The sequence below is a fragment of the Aureispira anguillae genome, assembly GCF_026000115.1.
Lineage (GTDB): Bacteria > Bacteroidota > Bacteroidia > Chitinophagales > Saprospiraceae > Aureispira > Aureispira anguillae.
Map to the genome: position 1 here is coordinate 5825316 of NZ_AP026867.1, position 14883 is coordinate 5840198.

Here is a 14883-nt window from a genome sequence, read left to right on the forward strand (position 1 = left end):
TCTTCAACGAATACAGCTATTGTATTTTCTTAATCTTCGTCTAATTTGTATTTAGACAAATCCATTCCGAAAGAAAGACTCTTCTCAACCAAAAGTTCTTCGATTTCTACCAAAGATTTTTTACCAAAGTTGCGGAATTTCAATAACTCATGCGTTTCATACTGTACCAAGTCAGCCAAAGAGTTAATTTTAGCAGCTTTTAGACAGTTGTAAGCACGAACAGAAAGATCTAAATCTTCCAAAGAAGTTTTTAATAATTTGCGCATGTGCAAGATGTGCTCATCAACAATATTATCTTCTTTTCTAGAATCATCATCAAACGTAATGTTCTCATCAGAGATAAGCATCAAGTGTTGAATTAAGATTTTAGAAGCTTCTTTGATCGCATATTCAGGATGAATAGTACCATCTGTTTTTAAGTCTATAGTTAATTTCTCATAATCGGTATGTTGTCCTACACGACTACTAGAAACAGCATATTTTACATTTTTAATTGGCGTATAGATCGCATCAATTGGAATATATCCAATAGGAGCATCTTTAGGCAAATTTTCTTCAGCAGAAACATATCCTCTACCCTTAGTAACGGTCAACTCCACCTCTAATGTAACAGAAGTTTCCATATGACAAATAACCAAATCAGGATTAGTTACGTCAAATACATTAGTAGCTTCGCCAAGGTCACCAGCAGTAAAAGTATCTTTACCACTAATAGTAGCATAAATTTTTTCAGCTTCTTCCCCCTCGCCTTCTAACAAATACTTCAAACGCACTTGCTTTAGGTTCAAGATGATGTCAACAACATCTTCAACCACGCCTTTGATAGAAGAAAACTCATGATCAACGCCACGGATACGAACCGCAGAAATCGCATGTCCCTCTAAAGAAGACAACAATACACGACGTAAAGAATTACCAATAGTTTGACCAAAGCCAGGCTCTAGAGGTTTAAATTCAAATTGACCATCAAAATCATCTGCTTTCTTAAGAAGGATTTTATCTGGTTTTTGGAAGTTTAATAAACTCATAAGATTATTAGTATCTGATGGTGGAGAATTTCTAAATTAATTGACTGTTCCTTAAACGATTTTTAGGACTTCGAATCTGAAGTCCTAAAAATAGCAAGAATAGTTTCTTTAAAAAGGATTATTTTGAGTAAAGCTCTACAATTAGCTGCTCGTTAATTTTCTCTGGAATTTCTTCTCTATTTGGTGCTTGGATATAAACACCTTCCATTTTATCTCCATTCCACTCCAACCAAGGGAATTTACGAACATTTTGAGCATTTGTGCTTAAAGATTCCAAGATAGAATCCATACCTTGAGATTTACCACGCACTTGAATAGTGTCACCAGGACGAAGTGTGCAAGAAGGAATGTTGGTAACGACACCATTAACAGCGATGTGTTTGTGAGATACCAATTGACGAGCTGCTCTACGAGTAGGAGCAATTCCTAAGCGGTAAACGGTATTGTCTAAACGAGCTTCGAGCAATTTAAACAAGTTTTCACCTGTTTTTCCAGATTGTCTGCTAGCTTTGTCAAACATTTTGCGGAATTGACGCTCTAATACACCATAAGTATATTTAGCTTTTTGCTTTTCAGTCAATTGAATAGCGTAATCCGATTTTTGTTTACGACGTTTAGAAGGACCATGTTGTCCAGGTCCGTATTTTTTCTTTTCAAAAACTTTATCATAACCAAAGATAGCTTCGCCAAGTGCTCTTGCTTTCTTTGTTCTAGGTCCTGTGTACCTTGCCATTGTTTAATAACATTTGTGTTGTAACTACCAATCCCAGTAATAGAAGGGCATTTACAACTGATTTATACTCTACGTTTTTTAGGAGGACGACAGCCATTGTGAGGCATTGGAGTCACATCCAAGATAGTCAAAACTTTGATTCCAGCAGCATCAATTGCACGAATTGCAGCTTCACGTCCAGAACCAGGTCCTTTAACATATACTGTTACACTTCTCAAACCACAATCATATGCTTCTTTAGCAGCATCTGTAGCAGCAATTTGAGCAGCATAAGGAGTGTTCTTTTTAGAACCTCTAAAACCTGCTTTACCAGCAGAAGCCCAAGAGATTGCTTGACCAGCATTATTTGTCAAAGTAATGATGATGTTGTTAAATGATGCACGTATGTGCGCTTGACCTTGCGCTTCAACTTTTACGTTCTTCTTTTTTACTTTTTTAGACTTTGCCATAACTATTTATAATCTAGTCGATTAGATTTTATTTATTATTTACCTGCTTTTTTCTTGTTCGCAACAGTCTTACGTTTCCCTTTACGAGTACGAGCATTAGTCTGTGTACGTTGTCCACGCAAAGGCAATCCTTTTCTGTGACGCAATCCTCTATAACAAGCAATATCCATTAGACGCTTGATATTCAATTGGATTTCTGTACGCAATTGACCTTCTACTGTATACGAATCAGCAAGAATTTGACGGATGCTTTTGATATTATCATCGCTCCATTCTTTTACTTTAACACTATGATCAACTTCAGCTTCTGTTAAGATTTGCTTAGCTGATGTTAGGCCAATACCATATATATAGGTTAGGCCAATTACACCTCTCTTGTTCTTGGGTAAATCTACCCCTGCAATACGAGCCATATCTAACTATTAAAATTTATACTTCTATTAATTATCCTTGACGTTGCTTGAACTTAGGATTTTTTTTATTGATAATGTAAACTTTACCTTTTCGGCGCACGATTTTACAATCGGCAGAACGCTTTTTAACCGATGGTCTTACTTTCATGATTCTAGTTAATTTTATTTATAGCGATATATAATGCGCCCTCTAGTTAAATCATATGGAGACATTTCAACAGCTACTTTATCTCCTGGAAGAATACGAATGTAGTTCATTCTCATTTTTCCTGAAATTGTAGCGATGATAATATGCTCATTTTCTAACTTAACCCGAAACATTGCATTTGATAATGCTTCGGTAATAGTTCCATCCTGGCGGATTAATTCTTGCTTAGCCATAGATTCTCTTTTCGGACTGCGAATATCTAAATATTAATTTAAATAACCTAATTTTTAACTATCTATTTTATAATAGCTTATCGTAAACTAGGTCGTTTTATTTTATGCTTACTACTCTTAAGCTACAGAATCAGTCTCAGCTTCAGTAGTTCTTGTTCTTCCTTTTATCTTTCTAACATCGTATCCATGCATTGACAAATGCCCATCAACTTGTTGTAATGTATCCAACACTACTGCTACCAAAATCAATAATGAAGTACCTCCATAAAAGATGGCAAATCCAACATTAGAAGTAATCGTAGCGGCAGCAATACCAGGAATAATTGAAATTAAACCCAAAGCAATAGAGCCAGGTAAAGTAACTAATGTCGTCACATCATCAATATATTCTGCAGTATCATTTCCTTGTTTTACACCAGGAATAAACGCATTCTGACGTTTTAAATGATCAGCATATTGTTGAGGATTTACAATCAAAGCAGTATAAACATAAGTAAATAATACAACCAAGACAAAAAAGACAACATTATAAGGCAAAGATGTAAAATCAGCCATCTTAGCCCAAAACCCACTCTCGCTCCCCAACCCAGCAGCAATCGCACCAGGAACAAACATCAATGCTTGAGCAAAGATAATAGGCATTACACCAGCAGCATTCAATTTAATTGGCAAATAATCTCTTTCTGTACCTAATTCATTCAGATTATTTCTACCAATCATGTGCTTAGCAAATTGGATTTTTATTTTTCTAACAGCTTGTACCAAAGCGACACTTGCCATTACAACTCCCACAAATAAAGCCATTTCTACAATAAAAATGATCAATTGACCACTACCTAGCTTAATTTGGAATTCACTAACGAATGCACCTGGCAATGCAGCAATAATACCAGCCGTAATTAATAACGAGATACCATTTCCGATACCTTTGTCAGTAATACGTTCGCCCAACCACATACAGAATACTGTACCAGCAGTAAGAATAATAATATTAGCTAACCAAAATACAGTTGGAGGAATTTGAGCCATGATAACCCCTTGCTGCGAATTTAGATAAGTCAAATAAGCAGATCCTTGTACAATCGTAATAGCAATTGTAATAACCCTTGTTATTTGATTTAACTTACGCTGACCATTCTCTCCATCTTTTTGAAGTTTCTGGAAATATGGCACTGCAAATCCAAGTAATTGTACAATAATAGAAGCCGAGATATAAGGCATAATACCCAAAGCAAAAACCGCAGCTTTAAAGAATGACCCTCCAGTAAAAGAGTTTAAAAGATCAATAAGACCTCCTTCACCAGAACTTACAGCATTCCTTAATGCCTCAGAATCAATCCCAGGCAAAATAACAAAACTTCCAAAACGATAAACTGCAAGAAATCCAATTGTGAGTAAGATACGATTCCTCAAATCTTCTACTTCCCAGATATCTTGTAATTTTTTGATTAAACCATTCATTATCTTAAGATATTATTAGATGAAGAGCATGAAAAAATTGGAAAAGTAAATTACTTTTCCAATTTTTTAGCATTACTAGACTAGTGCTACAGTTCCACCAAGAGCTTCTACTTGAGCTTTAGCCTCTTCAGAAATTTTATGTACTTCTAGAGTAAGTTTATTAGAGATAGTACCATCAGCAATAACATGGATAGAATCATCTTCTCCTACAAAGCTAAAGTGCTTACGAATAAGAGCTGCATCAATTTTATCAACATTATCTGCATCAGCAATACCTTGAAGTGTATTCAATTTGAATTGAATAAAAGCTTTACCACCAGCATCTACAATTGCTTTTTTAGCACTTGCAGAAAAACGATTAGCAGTCACTTCTAAAGCTGTTTTTAATTCGCCTCCTGCTAAAACTTTGTATACTGTGTTTGCACTACAGATACCTAGTTCAGCTAGAATAGCAGCTGTGATTTCTTTCAAATCATGTTTAGCAGCAAAGTACTCTAATTGAGACAAGTTCAAAGGAGTATATTCAGCTGGTCTACTTGACTGATATCTACGATGCGTATTTTTGAATCCACGTTTAGGAACCAATTTTTGCAAAGGCATTTGACCACCTTCAAAATATCTCATGTTAGAATTTCCAGAACGAGATTTAGCTCCTTTGTGACCACGAGTGGCAGTACGTCCTGAACCAGCACCTACACCACGAGCAATACGCTTTTTATTTTTAACAGAACCTTTAGCAGGTTTTAAATTATTAAGTTTCATCTTATTAGAAATTATTTTATTGATAAAGAATCAATAATTATAATTATGAATAACACTTATAGTATCAAGAAGAATAAATTAAGCTTCCTCAACTTTTAACAAGTGCTTAACCTTATCAATCATACCCAAGACCTGAGGCGTTCCTTCATGCTCTACAGTTTGGTTCATTTTGCGCAAACCCAATGCAAGCATAGTTGCTTTTTGCTTTTTTGGGCGATCGATGACGCTTTTTACCTGAGTAACTTTAATTTTAGCCATTTTAAATTGTATTTACGATTAGCCTTCAAAAACTTTCTTCAAAGAAATACCTCTAGTTTTAGCAACGTCGATTGGAGAGCGTAATTTGCCCAAAGCATCGATAGTCGCTTTAATTACATTGTGAGGATTTGAACTACCCAAAGATTTAGCCAATACATTGTGTACACCTGCCATTTCCAAAACAGCACGCATAGCACCACCAGCAATTACTCCAGTACCATCAGCAGCAGGTTTGATCAATACTTTACCTGCGCCATATTTACCATGTTGAGCATGAGGGATAGTACCTTTATATACAGGTACACGAATAAGACTTTTCTTAGCATCATCAGCAGCCTTAGTGATAGCACTAGCTACCTCACGAGCTTTACCCAATCCATGCCCTACAGTTCCTTTACCATCTCCTACTACTACGATAGCAGCAAAGCTAAACGTACGTCCACCTTTAGTTACTTTAGCTACACGGTTTAGTGCAACTAATTTTTCCTTCATTTCTGATTCGGTAGATTTTACTCTATTATTTTTTTTCTTAGCCATTTTTTTCAGATTTAGAATTGTAACAATTCGTTGGTTCCATCTTCTTTGCGCTCTCCACGTGCACCTTCAGCCAAAGCTTTGATTCGACCATGATAAATGTAGCCACTTCTATCAAAAACTACAGATGTAATTCCTGCTTCAATTGCTTTTGTTGCAAGCAAGCGACCAACCGCTTTAGCTTGATCTATTTTAGTACTACCCTCAACTTCTTTAGCAGCAGCAGCAACAATCGTTGTAGCTGTTTCATCATTGATTAGTTGAGCATAGATGTTTTTATTGCTTCTAAAAACCGATAATCTAGGTCTAGTTGCAGTTCCAGAGATCTTTTTTCTGATTCTTCTGTGAACTCTTTTGCGACTACTTAGTGTCTTAGAACTCATGATTCTTATATATTTAAGAGAATATTATCTAACTAGTTTACTTAGCAGCTGTTTTACCAGCTTTTCTGCGAATTTCTTCACCTTTGAAACGGATACCTTTACCTTTGTAAGGCTCAGTTTTACGGAAAGAACGGATTTTCGCAGCAACCTGTCCAACCAATTGTTTATCAATTCCTGTTAAAATAACAGTAGGAGCTTTACCTTTTTCAGATACCGTTTCTACTTTTACTTCCTCAGGCAAATAAAACATTACAGGATGTGAATAACCTAAAGCTAATTCCAAAAGTTGTCCAGTGTTCTTAGCACGATAACCAATACCATGTAGTTCTAATTCAATTTTGAACCCATTAGAACCCCCCTCTACCATATTAGCAATCAATTGGCGATATAAGCCATGCATTGCTTTGTGACGTTTTTGGTCGGTTGCTCTTTTTACAATAACTTGATTGCCGTCTTGCTCCAAAGAAATACCATCAGAATTGATGTGTTGTTTCAATTCTCCCTTAGCACCTTTGATAGTAACCCAGTTATTGTCAATTTTAAATTCTACCCCAGCTGGTAGATTGATCGGAGCTCTTCCTATTCTTGACATTTTAATTATATTTTAATTATTTATGGTCTTGTTTAATTCTATCTAACTTTCTAAGTTCTAGTAAACATAGAATAGAACCTCACCACCTACATTTTCTTTTCTTGCAGCTTTTTCAGTCAATACTCCTTTAGAAGTAGAAACAACAGCCGTACCCAAGCCATTGATAACACTAGGCAATTCATTTGCTTTTACATAGTGTCTCAAACCAGGTCTAGAAACTCTTTTTAGCTTTTGAATAACAGGCTTTTTAGTTTCTTGGTTGTATTTTAATGCAATCAAGATTTGGCCTTGCTTATTTTCAGTTTCTTCAAACTTATATTTCAAAATGTAGCCTTGAGCATACAAGATCTCAGTGATACTCTTTTTTAAGTTAGATGCAGGAATTGTAACCATACGATGTCCAGCCATCTGTGCATTACGGATACGTGTTAGGTAATCCGCAATAGGATCAGTAAGTGCCATACTTTCTGTTTTAATCGTAACTATTATCCTGGAGAGGGATTTAATTACTGATTCGATAATTAATTTTTAAAGCCCTAGCAAAGTAAATTCACTAGGCTATCTTGTTCTTATTGGTATTTTATAATTACCAACTAGCTTTTGTAATTCCAGGAATAAGCCCTTTAAGAGCCATTTCTCTAAAAGTTACACGAGAAATACCAAACTGGCGCATGTATCCTTTAGGACGACCAGTCAATTGGCAACGGTTATGCAAACGAACTTTAGAAGAATTTTTTGGAAGTTTATCCAATGCTTCATAGTCACCTTTTGCTTTCAACTCCGCACGCAATTTTGCATACTTAGCTACCATTTTTTCTCTTTTTCTCTCTCTTGCTATTACTGCTTTTCTAGCCATTTTTATTATTGGTTTTTGAAAGGTAAACCTAAAAGTTTCAATAGTTCTAGTGCTTCCTCGTCTGTGTTGGCAGTCGTTACAAAAGTAATATCCATACCAGTAATACGTGGAATTTTGTCCAAGTCAATTTCAGGGAAAATGATTTGTTCAGTAACGCCCATAGTATAGTTACCTCTACCATCAAAGCTTTTGTCATTGATGCCTCTGAAGTCACGTACACGAGGAAGTGCAATAGAGATTAATTTGTACAAGAATTCATACATTTGATTGTTGCGTAGAGTTACTCTAGCACCAATTGGCATACCTTCTCTAAGTTTAAAGTTAGATACAGATTTTTTTGCCACAGTCTTTACAGCCTTCTGACCAGCGATAATTGTCATTTCATTGACCGCATTATCAACAAGTTTTTTGTCAGAAGTAGCCAACCCAACACCTTGAGAAAGGCAAATTTTGGTTAGCTTAGGTACTTGCATTACAGATTTGTATTGAAATTTCTCCATTAGTTGAGAAACCACTTCTTCTCTGTATTTAGTTTTTAATGTTGGTTGATGCTCCATTACTAAATTACCTCTTGTGTTTTCTTAGATACTCGAACTAGTTTACCGTTCTCGTTTCTAGTTCTTTTAATACGGCTAGCCTCACCATTCGCATCTACTAACATAAGATTAGAAATGTGGATAGGAGCCTCTTTTTCAACGATTCCACCAGGTTGTTCAGCAGAAGGACGAACATGACGTTTAACCATGTTTACACCTTTTACGATAGCTCTGTAATCTTCCAAGAAGACTACTTCTACAACACCAGTATCACCTTTGCTATCACCAGAAAGCACAACAACAGTGTCTCCCTTTCTGATCTGGCATTTGATTTTTTTATTTGATTTCTTCATGACTATTTATAGTACTTCAGGTGCCAATGAAACAATTCTCATAAAATCACGATCACGAAGTTCACGAGCTACAGGTCCAAAGATACGGGTACCACGTGGTTCTTCACTAGCAGATAACAATACAACAGCATTGTCATCAAAACGGATATAAGATCCATCTTTTCTGCGGATTTCTTTTTTGGTTCTAACAATTACTGCTTTAGAAACAGTACCTTTTTTTAGACCACCAGGAGCAGCGTCTTTGACAGTTACTACGATGATATCCCCGATTGAGGCATAACGTCTTTTAGAACCGCCCAAAACCTTAATACAAAGAACCTCTTTGGCACCTGTATTATCAGCTACTTTTAGTCTGCTTTCTTGTTGTATCATGACTTATTATCTATTTCGCACGTTCTATAATTTCAACTAATCTCCAGCGTTTGCGTTTGCTCAAAGGACGTGTCTCCATGATGCGTACAGTATCACCGATATTACAGCCATTTTCTTCATCGTGCGCCAAGTACTTTTTAGACTTCTTCACGGTTTTGCTGTAGATAGGGTGTTTTACACGACGCTCAACAGAAACGGAAATACTCTTGTCCATTTTGTTGCTGGTCACAATTCCAACACGCTGTTTACGTAAGTTTCTTTTATTTTCTTCCATTGCGGAATTTATTTAAATTACTTTTTAATCTTTTTTGCTAATCTTCTTCTAGCCTGAATCTTGTCTCTTTTTTGAGTAGAATCAACTAGTTCTTTGGCTCTAATTTCAGTTTTGATGCGAGCAATATTGCGTCTTACTGATTTAATTTCAGCAGTGTTTTCTAAGCTAGAAACTGCATTATTAAATTTTAAAGAGTAATAATGCTTTTGAGTGTTTTCTAACTCTTCATTCAACTCCTGAACACTTAAGCCTTTTAATTCTAATTTAGCCATTTCCTATTTCAGTTTAAGCGTTATTATTCTGCGTAGTCGTTACGAACTACAAATTTAGTTGGCACTGCAAGTTTTTGAGCGGCTAGACGAAGTGCTTCTTCTGCTACAGATTGTGGCACACCATCTAATTCAAACATAATTCTTCCAGGTCTAATAACAGCTACATAGTGAGACAAAGCACCTTTACCTTTACCCATACGAACTTCCGCAGGCTTCTTGGTAACTGGTTTGTCAGGAAAAATGCGAATCCACACTTTACCTTCACGTTTCATGTAGCGAGTCATAGCAATACGAGCAGCTTCTATCTGGCGGCTAGTTATCCAAGCACCCTCTAAGGCTTTTAGACCAAAAGAGCCAAAAGCGATCTTAGAGCCTCTGTGAGCAAGACCTCTATTGCGACCTTTTTGCTGCTTGCGGTATTTTGTTTTTTTTGGCTGTAACATCTCTCTACAATTGATTAATTTCCATTAATTTTCGTCGCAATGATTTCTATAGGTCTGATAAGCAGACAGTCAAAGCGAGTGCAAAAATATAAAAAACTTTTAGAAAGTTTAAATATTTAATGCTTTTATTTTCTTCTTCTACGATCGTTGTTTCTTCTACGATTGTTATCTCTACCTTGGTTTCCTTTGCGATCACGCTTAGCAGGAGTCGGGAACAAGTCTACTTTGTCAAAGATTTCTCCACGACACAACCATACTTTGATACCGATTTTACCATAAACCGTAAGTGCTTCAACAATAGCATAATCAACATCTGCACGGAAAGTATGCAAAGGACTTCTACCTTCTTTATACTCTTCAGAACGAGCCATCTCTGCTCCATTCAAACGTCCAGACAAACGCACTTTGATACCTTCAGCACCAGCACGCATAGTCGATTGAATAGCCATTTTGGTAGCTTTACGATAATTGATACGCGCCTCAACTTGTTTAGCAATTGTTTCGCCTACGATTTGAGCACTCAACTCAGGCTTACGAATTTCAACAATATTGATTTGAACATCTGTACTCGTCAATTGCTTAAGCTCTTCACGAATTCTATCTACTTCTTGACCACCTTTACCAATGATGATACCTGGACGAGAAGTGTGGATAGTAACAGTGATACGTTTCAAAGTACGCTCAATAACAATACGAGCAATACCACCTTTGTCAACACGTACTTTTAGGTAGCGACGGATTTTTTCGTCTCCAACAACATTGTCAGCAAATGATTTACCACCGAACCAGTTAGAATCCCATCCACGGATGATTCCTAAACGATTACCTATAGGATTTGTCTTTTGTCCCATAATATTTAATTAGTGTTATACTTCTTTTATTATTCGGTTTCTTCTATTTCTTCGAAAGCTACTTCGTCATTACTAACTTCACGAATTTCCAATGTTTTTGTATTGGTCACTTGAAGTGTTACATGGCAAAAATGCTTACGAATACGATGTGCACGACCATGAGGTGCTGGACGAAAACGTTTTAATTGCGATCCTTGGTCTACCCAAATAGCAGAAACTACCAAATTATAATCATCTGCTTCTTCTTCTGTCAAAACACTCCAGTTAGCGATAGCAGAAGTCAATAGTTTATCCAACCATCTAGCAGCTTCTTTCTTAGTAAATTTAAGAATCCCTAGCGCTTTTTCTACTTCTACCCCACGAATGATATCAGCAACCAAACGCATTTTTCGAGCAGACATTTGGCAGTTTTTTATTTTCGCAACAGCCGTTACAAACTCTTGATTTTGTTCCATAACTTTTATTTGAACTTTGCTATTGTATTAATTATTTCTTTTTATTCCCACCATGTCCTCTGTAAGTACGAGTTGGAGAAAACTCACCGAGTTTGTGCCCAACCATATTTTCAGTAACAAATACAGGAACAAAAGTTTTACCATTATGAACAGCAATTGTTTCTCCTACCATAAATGGAATAATCATTGAAGAACGAGACCATGTCTTAATTACTGTTTTCTTTCTTGATTCTTTGGCCTTAGCTACTTTTGATAAGAGCTTGTGGTAAATATAAGGCCCCTTTTTTAATGAGCGTGCCATCTATTTTTTGTTTTTTCTTCTTGTAACAATAAACTTATTAGAGTACTTCTTAGGCTTTCTGGTTTTTTGTCCTTTAGACATAATACCCGTACGAGAACGAGGATGTCCTCCAGAAGCTCTACCTTCACCACCACCCATCGGGTGATCAACAGGGTTCATAGCTACACCACGAACTCTAGGACGGCGTCCTAACCAACGGCTACGACCAGCTTTACCAAGTACTTCTAAACCATGATCTTTGTTAGATACCTCTCCAACAGTTGCTCTACAAGTAGCCAAAACCAAACGAGTTTCACTAGAAGGTAATTTGATCAATACATATTTACCATCTTTACCCGCTAATTCAGCACTAGCACCAGCACTTCTTACCAAAACAGCTCCTTTATTAGGGCGAGTTTCAATAGCATGGATTTTAGTACCGATAGGCATTTCGCCCAATGGCATACAGTTACCCAAATCAGGCGCTATACCTGTTCCAGATACAATTACATCTCCTACTTGCAATTTGTTAGGAGCAACAATATAACGTTTCTCACCATCTGCATATACCAAAAGAGCAATAAATGCAGTACGGTTAGGATCATACTCTATACTTTTAACAGTTGCAGGAACACCATCTTTATTACGTTTGAAATCAATCACACGATAACGACGTTTGTGTCCTCCACCTCTATTACGTACTGTTCTGTGTCCTTCGTTGTTTCTACCTCCTGACTTTTTCATCTTGGCCAACAAGCTCTTTTCAGGCTTGTCAGTAGTCAACTCAACAAAGCTATTTGCTACGCGAGTTCTCGTACCAGGAGTAATCGGATTAAACTTTTTAACTGGCATTGTTATTTACGAATTTATCAGTTCCGCGACTATAGTTATTAAATATTTTTCATTCACAAGGGGAATTTCACCCCCAATATATCTTAAGCATTAGCTTCTTCTTCGTCTTCAAGAAGTTCTATATCATCATAGTCTCCTTCACCATAAAACCCTTCGATGAACTCTCCTTCAGCAACGGTAACAACTGCTTTTTTGATAGGAGAAGTACGACCTTTGGTATGACGACCTTTAACTACTCTTGCTTTTGCTTTGCCTGGACGGATAGAAGTATTAACAGCTTCAACTGTAACACCAAACTGTTCTTCAACAGCTTTTTTAATTTCTATTTTGTTGGCTCCTTTCAACACCTCAAATGTATATTGATTTAGAAGTGGGTTCTCAGCCAACGCTGTAGTTTTTTCCGTAATAATTGGCCTAATTATGATATTTTTCATAGCCTTTTATCTCAATTTAAATTTTTCTAGAAAAGCAATTATGAAAGCATAGCAGCTAGGCGGCTAACAGCAGACTCAGAAACCACCAAACAATTTGCATTCAAAATTTGATAAACATTTAGTGTTTTAGCATCAGCAACATTCGCTTTTTGTAGGTTGCGGCTAGACAATACAATATTGTCATAAGCTTTCTCTACTTTGTCCATGTGTGCATCCAAAGAAGCCTCATAAGCTGCTTTATCTTCTTTGTATTGCTTCAAATCACTAGAGTAAGTTTTCATAGCATCAGCAAAAGCTGCTCTTTTCTTAGCACCTCTAGGCTTAGCTGGCAAACTTGGTTTTGCAGGAGCAACCAATGCTTCAGGAGCATCTACGATCAACAAACTTTTTGTGTCAGCCAAATTGCTATCGCCAACTTTTAGGCTGTTTAGCAAACTAATATAAGATTTAGTTTTAGCTGCTTCAAAAGTAAAGTCTTCTACTACGATAATCGATCCTTCTTGTGCTTTTGCAGAAAGAGCAGATTTACGAGCAAGTTGCTTAACCTTTTTGTTCAACTGAATACCGTAGTTTCTTGGTTGAGGACCAAATACACGTCCACCACCACGGAACAAAGGGTTTTTCAAGCTACCTGCACGAGCAGTACCTGTTCCCTTTTGTCTTTTGATTTTTTTAGTTGAGCCTTTAATCTCAGAACGATTCTTTGACTTGTGAGTCCCTTGGCGTTGCGCAGCCAAATATTGCTTAACAGCAAGATAGACAACATGGTCATGTTTTTCGTTCAACTCAAGCCCAAAAACATTATCGGGCAATTCAACCTCTCTACCGAGGTTTTCACCTTTGATATTATATACTTCTAATTTCATGACTATTTCTTCACAATTACAAAAGAGCCCTTATGACCAGGAATCGCTCCTTTTATTAGCAATAAATTTTTCTCAGCAAAAATTTTCATTACCTCCAAACCGATAGTAGTTACTTTATCACCACCTGTACGGCCTGCCATTTTCATCCCCTTAAATACTTTTGCTGGGTAAGATGCTGCACCAATAGATCCAGGAGCACGACCACGGTTATGCTGACCATGAGTAGCTTGTCCAACACCACCAAATCCATGACGTTTAACAACCCCTTGAAATCCTTTACCTTTAGAGGTACCAGTTACTTCCACTAAATCGCCTTCAACAAATACATCTGCAATTGTTACAGACTCACCAATAGCAGCAGTCAAAGCGCTATCACGGAATTCAGCCACTTTCAATTTAGGAGTAGTATTTGCTTTTGCAAAATGCCCCTTCATTGGGTTAGTTGTGCTTTTTGTTTTACGCTCTCCATATCCTAATTGGATTGCATCATAACCGTCTGTTTCTTGTGTTTTCACTTGAGTTACCACACAAGGTCCAACCTCAACAACAGTACAGGCTATATTATCACCAGCTTCTGTAAAAATGCTGGTCATACCTATTTTTTTTCCTATTAAACCTTCCACTTTATTCTTTTTTTAAGAATTGTAGTAAAATCTACAAATGAACAAATTACATTAATTTCACTTGGATATCTACCCCACTAGGTAATTCCAATTTTTCCAACGCACTTACTGTCTTAGCAGTAGAACTATAAATTTCTATAAGACGCTTGTGGGTACGAAGTTGAAACTGCTCACGAGATTTCTTGTTTACGTGTGGAGAACGCAAAACAGTGAATATTTTTCTATGCGTGGGCAGCGGAATCGGCCCAGTCACGACTGCACCGGTGTTACGTACTGTCTTTACAATCTTTGCGGTAGATTTGTCTACTAAATTGTGATCGTAAGAACGAAGTTTAATTCTAATTTTCTGATTCATGCCTCGATGAATGATTTATTATGAATGTTTGAAAGATAAGCCCCACTCCAAAGAGCGGGACTTTTTT

28 protein-coding genes and 1 pseudogene are annotated in these 14883 nt (G+C 36.7%); all 29 read right to left on the reverse strand.

The window, feature by feature from the left end; translation table 11 throughout:
- Window positions 1-29: 29 nt before the first annotated feature.
- Window positions 30-1028, reverse strand: coding sequence for a DNA-directed RNA polymerase subunit alpha (locus AsAng_RS22830; RefSeq protein WP_264789412.1), 999 nt, complete (start codon window positions 1026-1028; stop codon window positions 30-32).
- Between the two features lie 118 nt (window positions 1029-1146).
- Window positions 1147-1761 carry a 30S ribosomal protein S4 gene (rpsD, locus tag AsAng_RS22835; RefSeq protein WP_264789413.1) on the reverse strand — a complete coding sequence of 205 codons (615 nt, stop codon included), beginning with the start codon at window positions 1759-1761 and terminating at the stop codon, window positions 1147-1149.
- Between the two features lie 62 nt (window positions 1762-1823).
- On the reverse strand, window positions 1824-2210 hold the full coding sequence (rpsK, locus tag AsAng_RS22840; RefSeq protein WP_264789414.1) for a 30S ribosomal protein S11: 387 nt from the start codon (window positions 2208-2210) through the stop codon (window positions 1824-1826).
- 35 nt (window positions 2211-2245) lie between these two features.
- Window positions 2246-2623, reverse strand: coding sequence for a 30S ribosomal protein S13 (gene rpsM / locus AsAng_RS22845; protein WP_264789415.1), 378 nt, complete (start codon window positions 2621-2623; stop codon window positions 2246-2248).
- A 31-nt stretch (window positions 2624-2654) separates the two neighbouring features.
- Window positions 2655-2771, reverse strand: a complete 117-nt coding sequence (ykgO, locus tag AsAng_RS22850) for a type B 50S ribosomal protein L36 (protein WP_072010990.1) — start codon at window positions 2769-2771, stop codon at window positions 2655-2657.
- 14 nt (window positions 2772-2785) lie between these two features.
- The gene (gene infA / locus AsAng_RS22855) at window positions 2786-3004 is read right to left on the reverse strand and encodes a translation initiation factor IF-1 (RefSeq protein WP_264789416.1); all 219 of its coding nucleotides are present in this window, start codon (window positions 3002-3004) and stop codon (window positions 2786-2788) included.
- Window positions 3005-3121: 117 nt separating this feature from the next.
- A complete protein-coding gene (gene secY / locus AsAng_RS22860) occupies window positions 3122-4465 on the reverse strand; it encodes a preprotein translocase subunit SecY (protein ID WP_264789418.1) in 1344 nt (447 codons plus the stop codon).
- 75 nt (window positions 4466-4540) lie between these two features.
- Window positions 4541-5227 carry a 50S ribosomal protein L15 gene (gene rplO, locus AsAng_RS22865; protein WP_264789419.1) on the reverse strand — a complete coding sequence of 229 codons (687 nt, stop codon included), beginning with the start codon at window positions 5225-5227 and terminating at the stop codon, window positions 4541-4543.
- 78 nt (window positions 5228-5305) lie between these two features.
- Entirely contained in the window at window positions 5306-5485 is a 180-nt protein-coding gene (gene rpmD / locus AsAng_RS22870; RefSeq protein ID WP_264789420.1) for a 50S ribosomal protein L30, read from the reverse strand.
- 18 nt (window positions 5486-5503) lie between these two features.
- Entirely contained in the window at window positions 5504-6022 is a 519-nt protein-coding gene (gene rpsE, locus AsAng_RS22875; protein WP_264789421.1) for a 30S ribosomal protein S5, read from the reverse strand.
- Window positions 6023-6033: 11 nt separating this feature from the next.
- Complete coding sequence (rplR, locus tag AsAng_RS22880) at window positions 6034-6402, reverse strand: 50S ribosomal protein L18 (protein WP_264789422.1); 369 nt, start codon at window positions 6400-6402, stop codon at window positions 6034-6036.
- 37 nt (window positions 6403-6439) lie between these two features.
- Window positions 6440-6994, reverse strand: a complete 555-nt coding sequence (gene rplF, locus AsAng_RS22885) for a 50S ribosomal protein L6 (protein ID WP_264789423.1) — start codon at window positions 6992-6994, stop codon at window positions 6440-6442.
- A 57-nt stretch (window positions 6995-7051) separates the two neighbouring features.
- The gene (gene rpsH, locus AsAng_RS22890; protein ID WP_264789424.1) at window positions 7052-7456 is read right to left on the reverse strand and encodes a 30S ribosomal protein S8; all 405 of its coding nucleotides are present in this window, start codon (window positions 7454-7456) and stop codon (window positions 7052-7054) included.
- A gap of 124 nt (window positions 7457-7580) precedes the next feature.
- Complete coding sequence (rpsN, locus tag AsAng_RS22895) at window positions 7581-7850, reverse strand: 30S ribosomal protein S14 (protein WP_264789425.1); 270 nt, start codon at window positions 7848-7850, stop codon at window positions 7581-7583.
- A 5-nt stretch (window positions 7851-7855) separates the two neighbouring features.
- Entirely contained in the window at window positions 7856-8407 is a 552-nt protein-coding gene (gene rplE, locus AsAng_RS22900) for a 50S ribosomal protein L5 (RefSeq protein WP_264789426.1), read from the reverse strand.
- A 2-nt stretch (window positions 8408-8409) separates the two neighbouring features.
- Window positions 8410-8739 carry a 50S ribosomal protein L24 gene (rplX, locus tag AsAng_RS22905; RefSeq protein ID WP_264789427.1) on the reverse strand — a complete coding sequence of 110 codons (330 nt, stop codon included), beginning with the start codon at window positions 8737-8739 and terminating at the stop codon, window positions 8410-8412.
- Window positions 8740-8745: 6 nt separating this feature from the next.
- Window positions 8746-9111 (reverse strand): 50S ribosomal protein L14, encoded by a 366-nt coding sequence (gene rplN, locus AsAng_RS22910; RefSeq protein ID WP_264789428.1) that lies wholly within the window; start codon window positions 9109-9111, stop codon window positions 8746-8748.
- Window positions 9112-9121: 10 nt separating this feature from the next.
- On the reverse strand, window positions 9122-9385 hold the full coding sequence (gene rpsQ / locus AsAng_RS22915; RefSeq protein ID WP_264789429.1) for a 30S ribosomal protein S17: 264 nt from the start codon (window positions 9383-9385) through the stop codon (window positions 9122-9124).
- A 17-nt stretch (window positions 9386-9402) separates the two neighbouring features.
- Complete coding sequence (gene rpmC, locus AsAng_RS22920; RefSeq protein WP_264789430.1) at window positions 9403-9657, reverse strand: 50S ribosomal protein L29; 255 nt, start codon at window positions 9655-9657, stop codon at window positions 9403-9405.
- Window positions 9658-9680: 23 nt separating this feature from the next.
- On the reverse strand, window positions 9681-10100 hold the full coding sequence (rplP, locus tag AsAng_RS22925) for a 50S ribosomal protein L16 (RefSeq protein WP_052595529.1): 420 nt from the start codon (window positions 10098-10100) through the stop codon (window positions 9681-9683).
- 125 nt (window positions 10101-10225) lie between these two features.
- A complete protein-coding gene (gene rpsC / locus AsAng_RS22930) occupies window positions 10226-10951 on the reverse strand; it encodes a 30S ribosomal protein S3 (RefSeq protein WP_264789431.1) in 726 nt (241 codons plus the stop codon).
- A gap of 29 nt (window positions 10952-10980) precedes the next feature.
- Entirely contained in the window at window positions 10981-11406 is a 426-nt protein-coding gene (rplV, locus tag AsAng_RS22935; protein ID WP_264789432.1) for a 50S ribosomal protein L22, read from the reverse strand.
- A gap of 31 nt (window positions 11407-11437) precedes the next feature.
- Window positions 11438-11707, reverse strand: a complete 270-nt coding sequence (gene rpsS, locus AsAng_RS22940) for a 30S ribosomal protein S19 (RefSeq protein ID WP_264789433.1) — start codon at window positions 11705-11707, stop codon at window positions 11438-11440.
- Complete coding sequence (gene rplB / locus AsAng_RS22945; RefSeq protein WP_264789434.1) at window positions 11708-12538, reverse strand: 50S ribosomal protein L2; 831 nt, start codon at window positions 12536-12538, stop codon at window positions 11708-11710.
- An 83-nt stretch (window positions 12539-12621) separates the two neighbouring features.
- Window positions 12622-12972 carry a 50S ribosomal protein L23 gene (rplW, locus tag AsAng_RS22950; protein ID WP_264789435.1) on the reverse strand — a complete coding sequence of 117 codons (351 nt, stop codon included), beginning with the start codon at window positions 12970-12972 and terminating at the stop codon, window positions 12622-12624.
- A 38-nt stretch (window positions 12973-13010) separates the two neighbouring features.
- Complete coding sequence (gene rplD, locus AsAng_RS29975; RefSeq protein ID WP_324292384.1) at window positions 13011-13253, reverse strand: 50S ribosomal protein L4; 243 nt, start codon at window positions 13251-13253, stop codon at window positions 13011-13013.
- A 78-nt stretch (window positions 13254-13331) separates the two neighbouring features.
- Window positions 13332-13838: pseudogene (gene rplD, locus AsAng_RS29980) on the reverse strand (50S ribosomal protein L4); the annotation flags it as partial.
- A 2-nt stretch (window positions 13839-13840) separates the two neighbouring features.
- On the reverse strand, window positions 13841-14461 hold the full coding sequence (gene rplC / locus AsAng_RS22960) for a 50S ribosomal protein L3 (protein WP_264789437.1): 621 nt from the start codon (window positions 14459-14461) through the stop codon (window positions 13841-13843).
- Window positions 14462-14507: 46 nt separating this feature from the next.
- Entirely contained in the window at window positions 14508-14816 is a 309-nt protein-coding gene (rpsJ, locus tag AsAng_RS22965; protein ID WP_052595546.1) for a 30S ribosomal protein S10, read from the reverse strand.
- Between the last annotated feature and the right edge of the window lie 67 nt (window positions 14817-14883).

Bases quoted from the DNA above. Each gene is read 5' to 3' on its own strand.
- AsAng_RS22830 (WP_264789412.1), bottom strand. From the start codon at position 1,028: ATGAGTTTATTAAACTTCCAAAAACCAGATAAAATCCTTCTTAAGAAA.
- rpsD (WP_264789413.1), bottom strand. From the start codon at position 1,761: ATGGCAAGGTACACAGGACCTAGAACAAAGAAAGCAAGAGCACTTGGC.
- rpsK (WP_264789414.1), bottom strand. From the start codon at position 2,210: ATGGCAAAGTCTAAAAAAGTAAAAAAGAAGAACGTAAAAGTTGAAGCG.
- rpsM (WP_264789415.1), bottom strand. From the start codon at position 2,623: ATGGCTCGTATTGCAGGGGTAGATTTACCCAAGAACAAGAGAGGTGTA.
- ykgO (WP_072010990.1), bottom strand. From the start codon at position 2,771: ATGAAAGTAAGACCATCGGTTAAAAAGCGTTCTGCCGATTGTAAAATC.
- infA (WP_264789416.1), bottom strand. From the start codon at position 3,004: ATGGCTAAGCAAGAATTAATCCGCCAGGATGGAACTATTACCGAAGCA.
- secY (WP_264789418.1), bottom strand. From the start codon at position 4,465: ATGAATGGTTTAATCAAAAAATTACAAGATATCTGGGAAGTAGAAGAT.
- rplO (WP_264789419.1), bottom strand. From the start codon at position 5,227: ATGAAACTTAATAATTTAAAACCTGCTAAAGGTTCTGTTAAAAATAAA.
- rpmD (WP_264789420.1), bottom strand. From the start codon at position 5,485: ATGGCTAAAATTAAAGTTACTCAGGTAAAAAGCGTCATCGATCGCCCA.
- rpsE (WP_264789421.1), bottom strand. From the start codon at position 6,022: ATGGCTAAGAAAAAAAATAATAGAGTAAAATCTACCGAATCAGAAATG.
- rplR (WP_264789422.1), bottom strand. From the start codon at position 6,402: ATGAGTTCTAAGACACTAAGTAGTCGCAAAAGAGTTCACAGAAGAATC.
- rplF (WP_264789423.1), bottom strand. From the start codon at position 6,994: ATGTCAAGAATAGGAAGAGCTCCGATCAATCTACCAGCTGGGGTAGAA.
- rpsH (WP_264789424.1), bottom strand. From the start codon at position 7,456: ATGGCACTTACTGATCCTATTGCGGATTACCTAACACGTATCCGTAAT.
- rpsN (WP_264789425.1), bottom strand. From the start codon at position 7,850: ATGGCTAGAAAAGCAGTAATAGCAAGAGAGAGAAAAAGAGAAAAAATG.
- rplE (WP_264789426.1), bottom strand. From the start codon at position 8,407: ATGGAGCATCAACCAACATTAAAAACTAAATACAGAGAAGAAGTGGTT.
- rplX (WP_264789427.1), bottom strand. From the start codon at position 8,739: ATGAAGAAATCAAATAAAAAAATCAAATGCCAGATCAGAAAGGGAGAC.
- rplN (WP_264789428.1), bottom strand. From the start codon at position 9,111: ATGATACAACAAGAAAGCAGACTAAAAGTAGCTGATAATACAGGTGCC.
- rpsQ (WP_264789429.1), bottom strand. From the start codon at position 9,385: ATGGAAGAAAATAAAAGAAACTTACGTAAACAGCGTGTTGGAATTGTG.
- rpmC (WP_264789430.1), bottom strand. From the start codon at position 9,657: ATGGCTAAATTAGAATTAAAAGGCTTAAGTGTTCAGGAGTTGAATGAA.
- rplP (WP_052595529.1), bottom strand. From the start codon at position 10,100: ATGTTACAGCCAAAAAAAACAAAATACCGCAAGCAGCAAAAAGGTCGC.
- rpsC (WP_264789431.1), bottom strand. From the start codon at position 10,951: ATGGGACAAAAGACAAATCCTATAGGTAATCGTTTAGGAATCATCCGT.
- rplV (WP_264789432.1), bottom strand. From the start codon at position 11,406: ATGGAACAAAATCAAGAGTTTGTAACGGCTGTTGCGAAAATAAAAAAC.
- rpsS (WP_264789433.1), bottom strand. From the start codon at position 11,707: ATGGCACGCTCATTAAAAAAGGGGCCTTATATTTACCACAAGCTCTTA.
- rplB (WP_264789434.1), bottom strand. From the start codon at position 12,538: ATGCCAGTTAAAAAGTTTAATCCGATTACTCCTGGTACGAGAACTCGC.
- rplW (WP_264789435.1), bottom strand. From the start codon at position 12,972: ATGAAAAATATCATAATTAGGCCAATTATTACGGAAAAAACTACAGCG.
- rplD (WP_324292384.1), bottom strand. From the start codon at position 13,253: ATGAAAACTTACTCTAGTGATTTGAAGCAATACAAAGAAGATAAAGCA.
- rpsJ (WP_052595546.1), bottom strand. From the start codon at position 14,816: ATGAATCAGAAAATTAGAATTAAACTTCGTTCTTACGATCACAATTTA.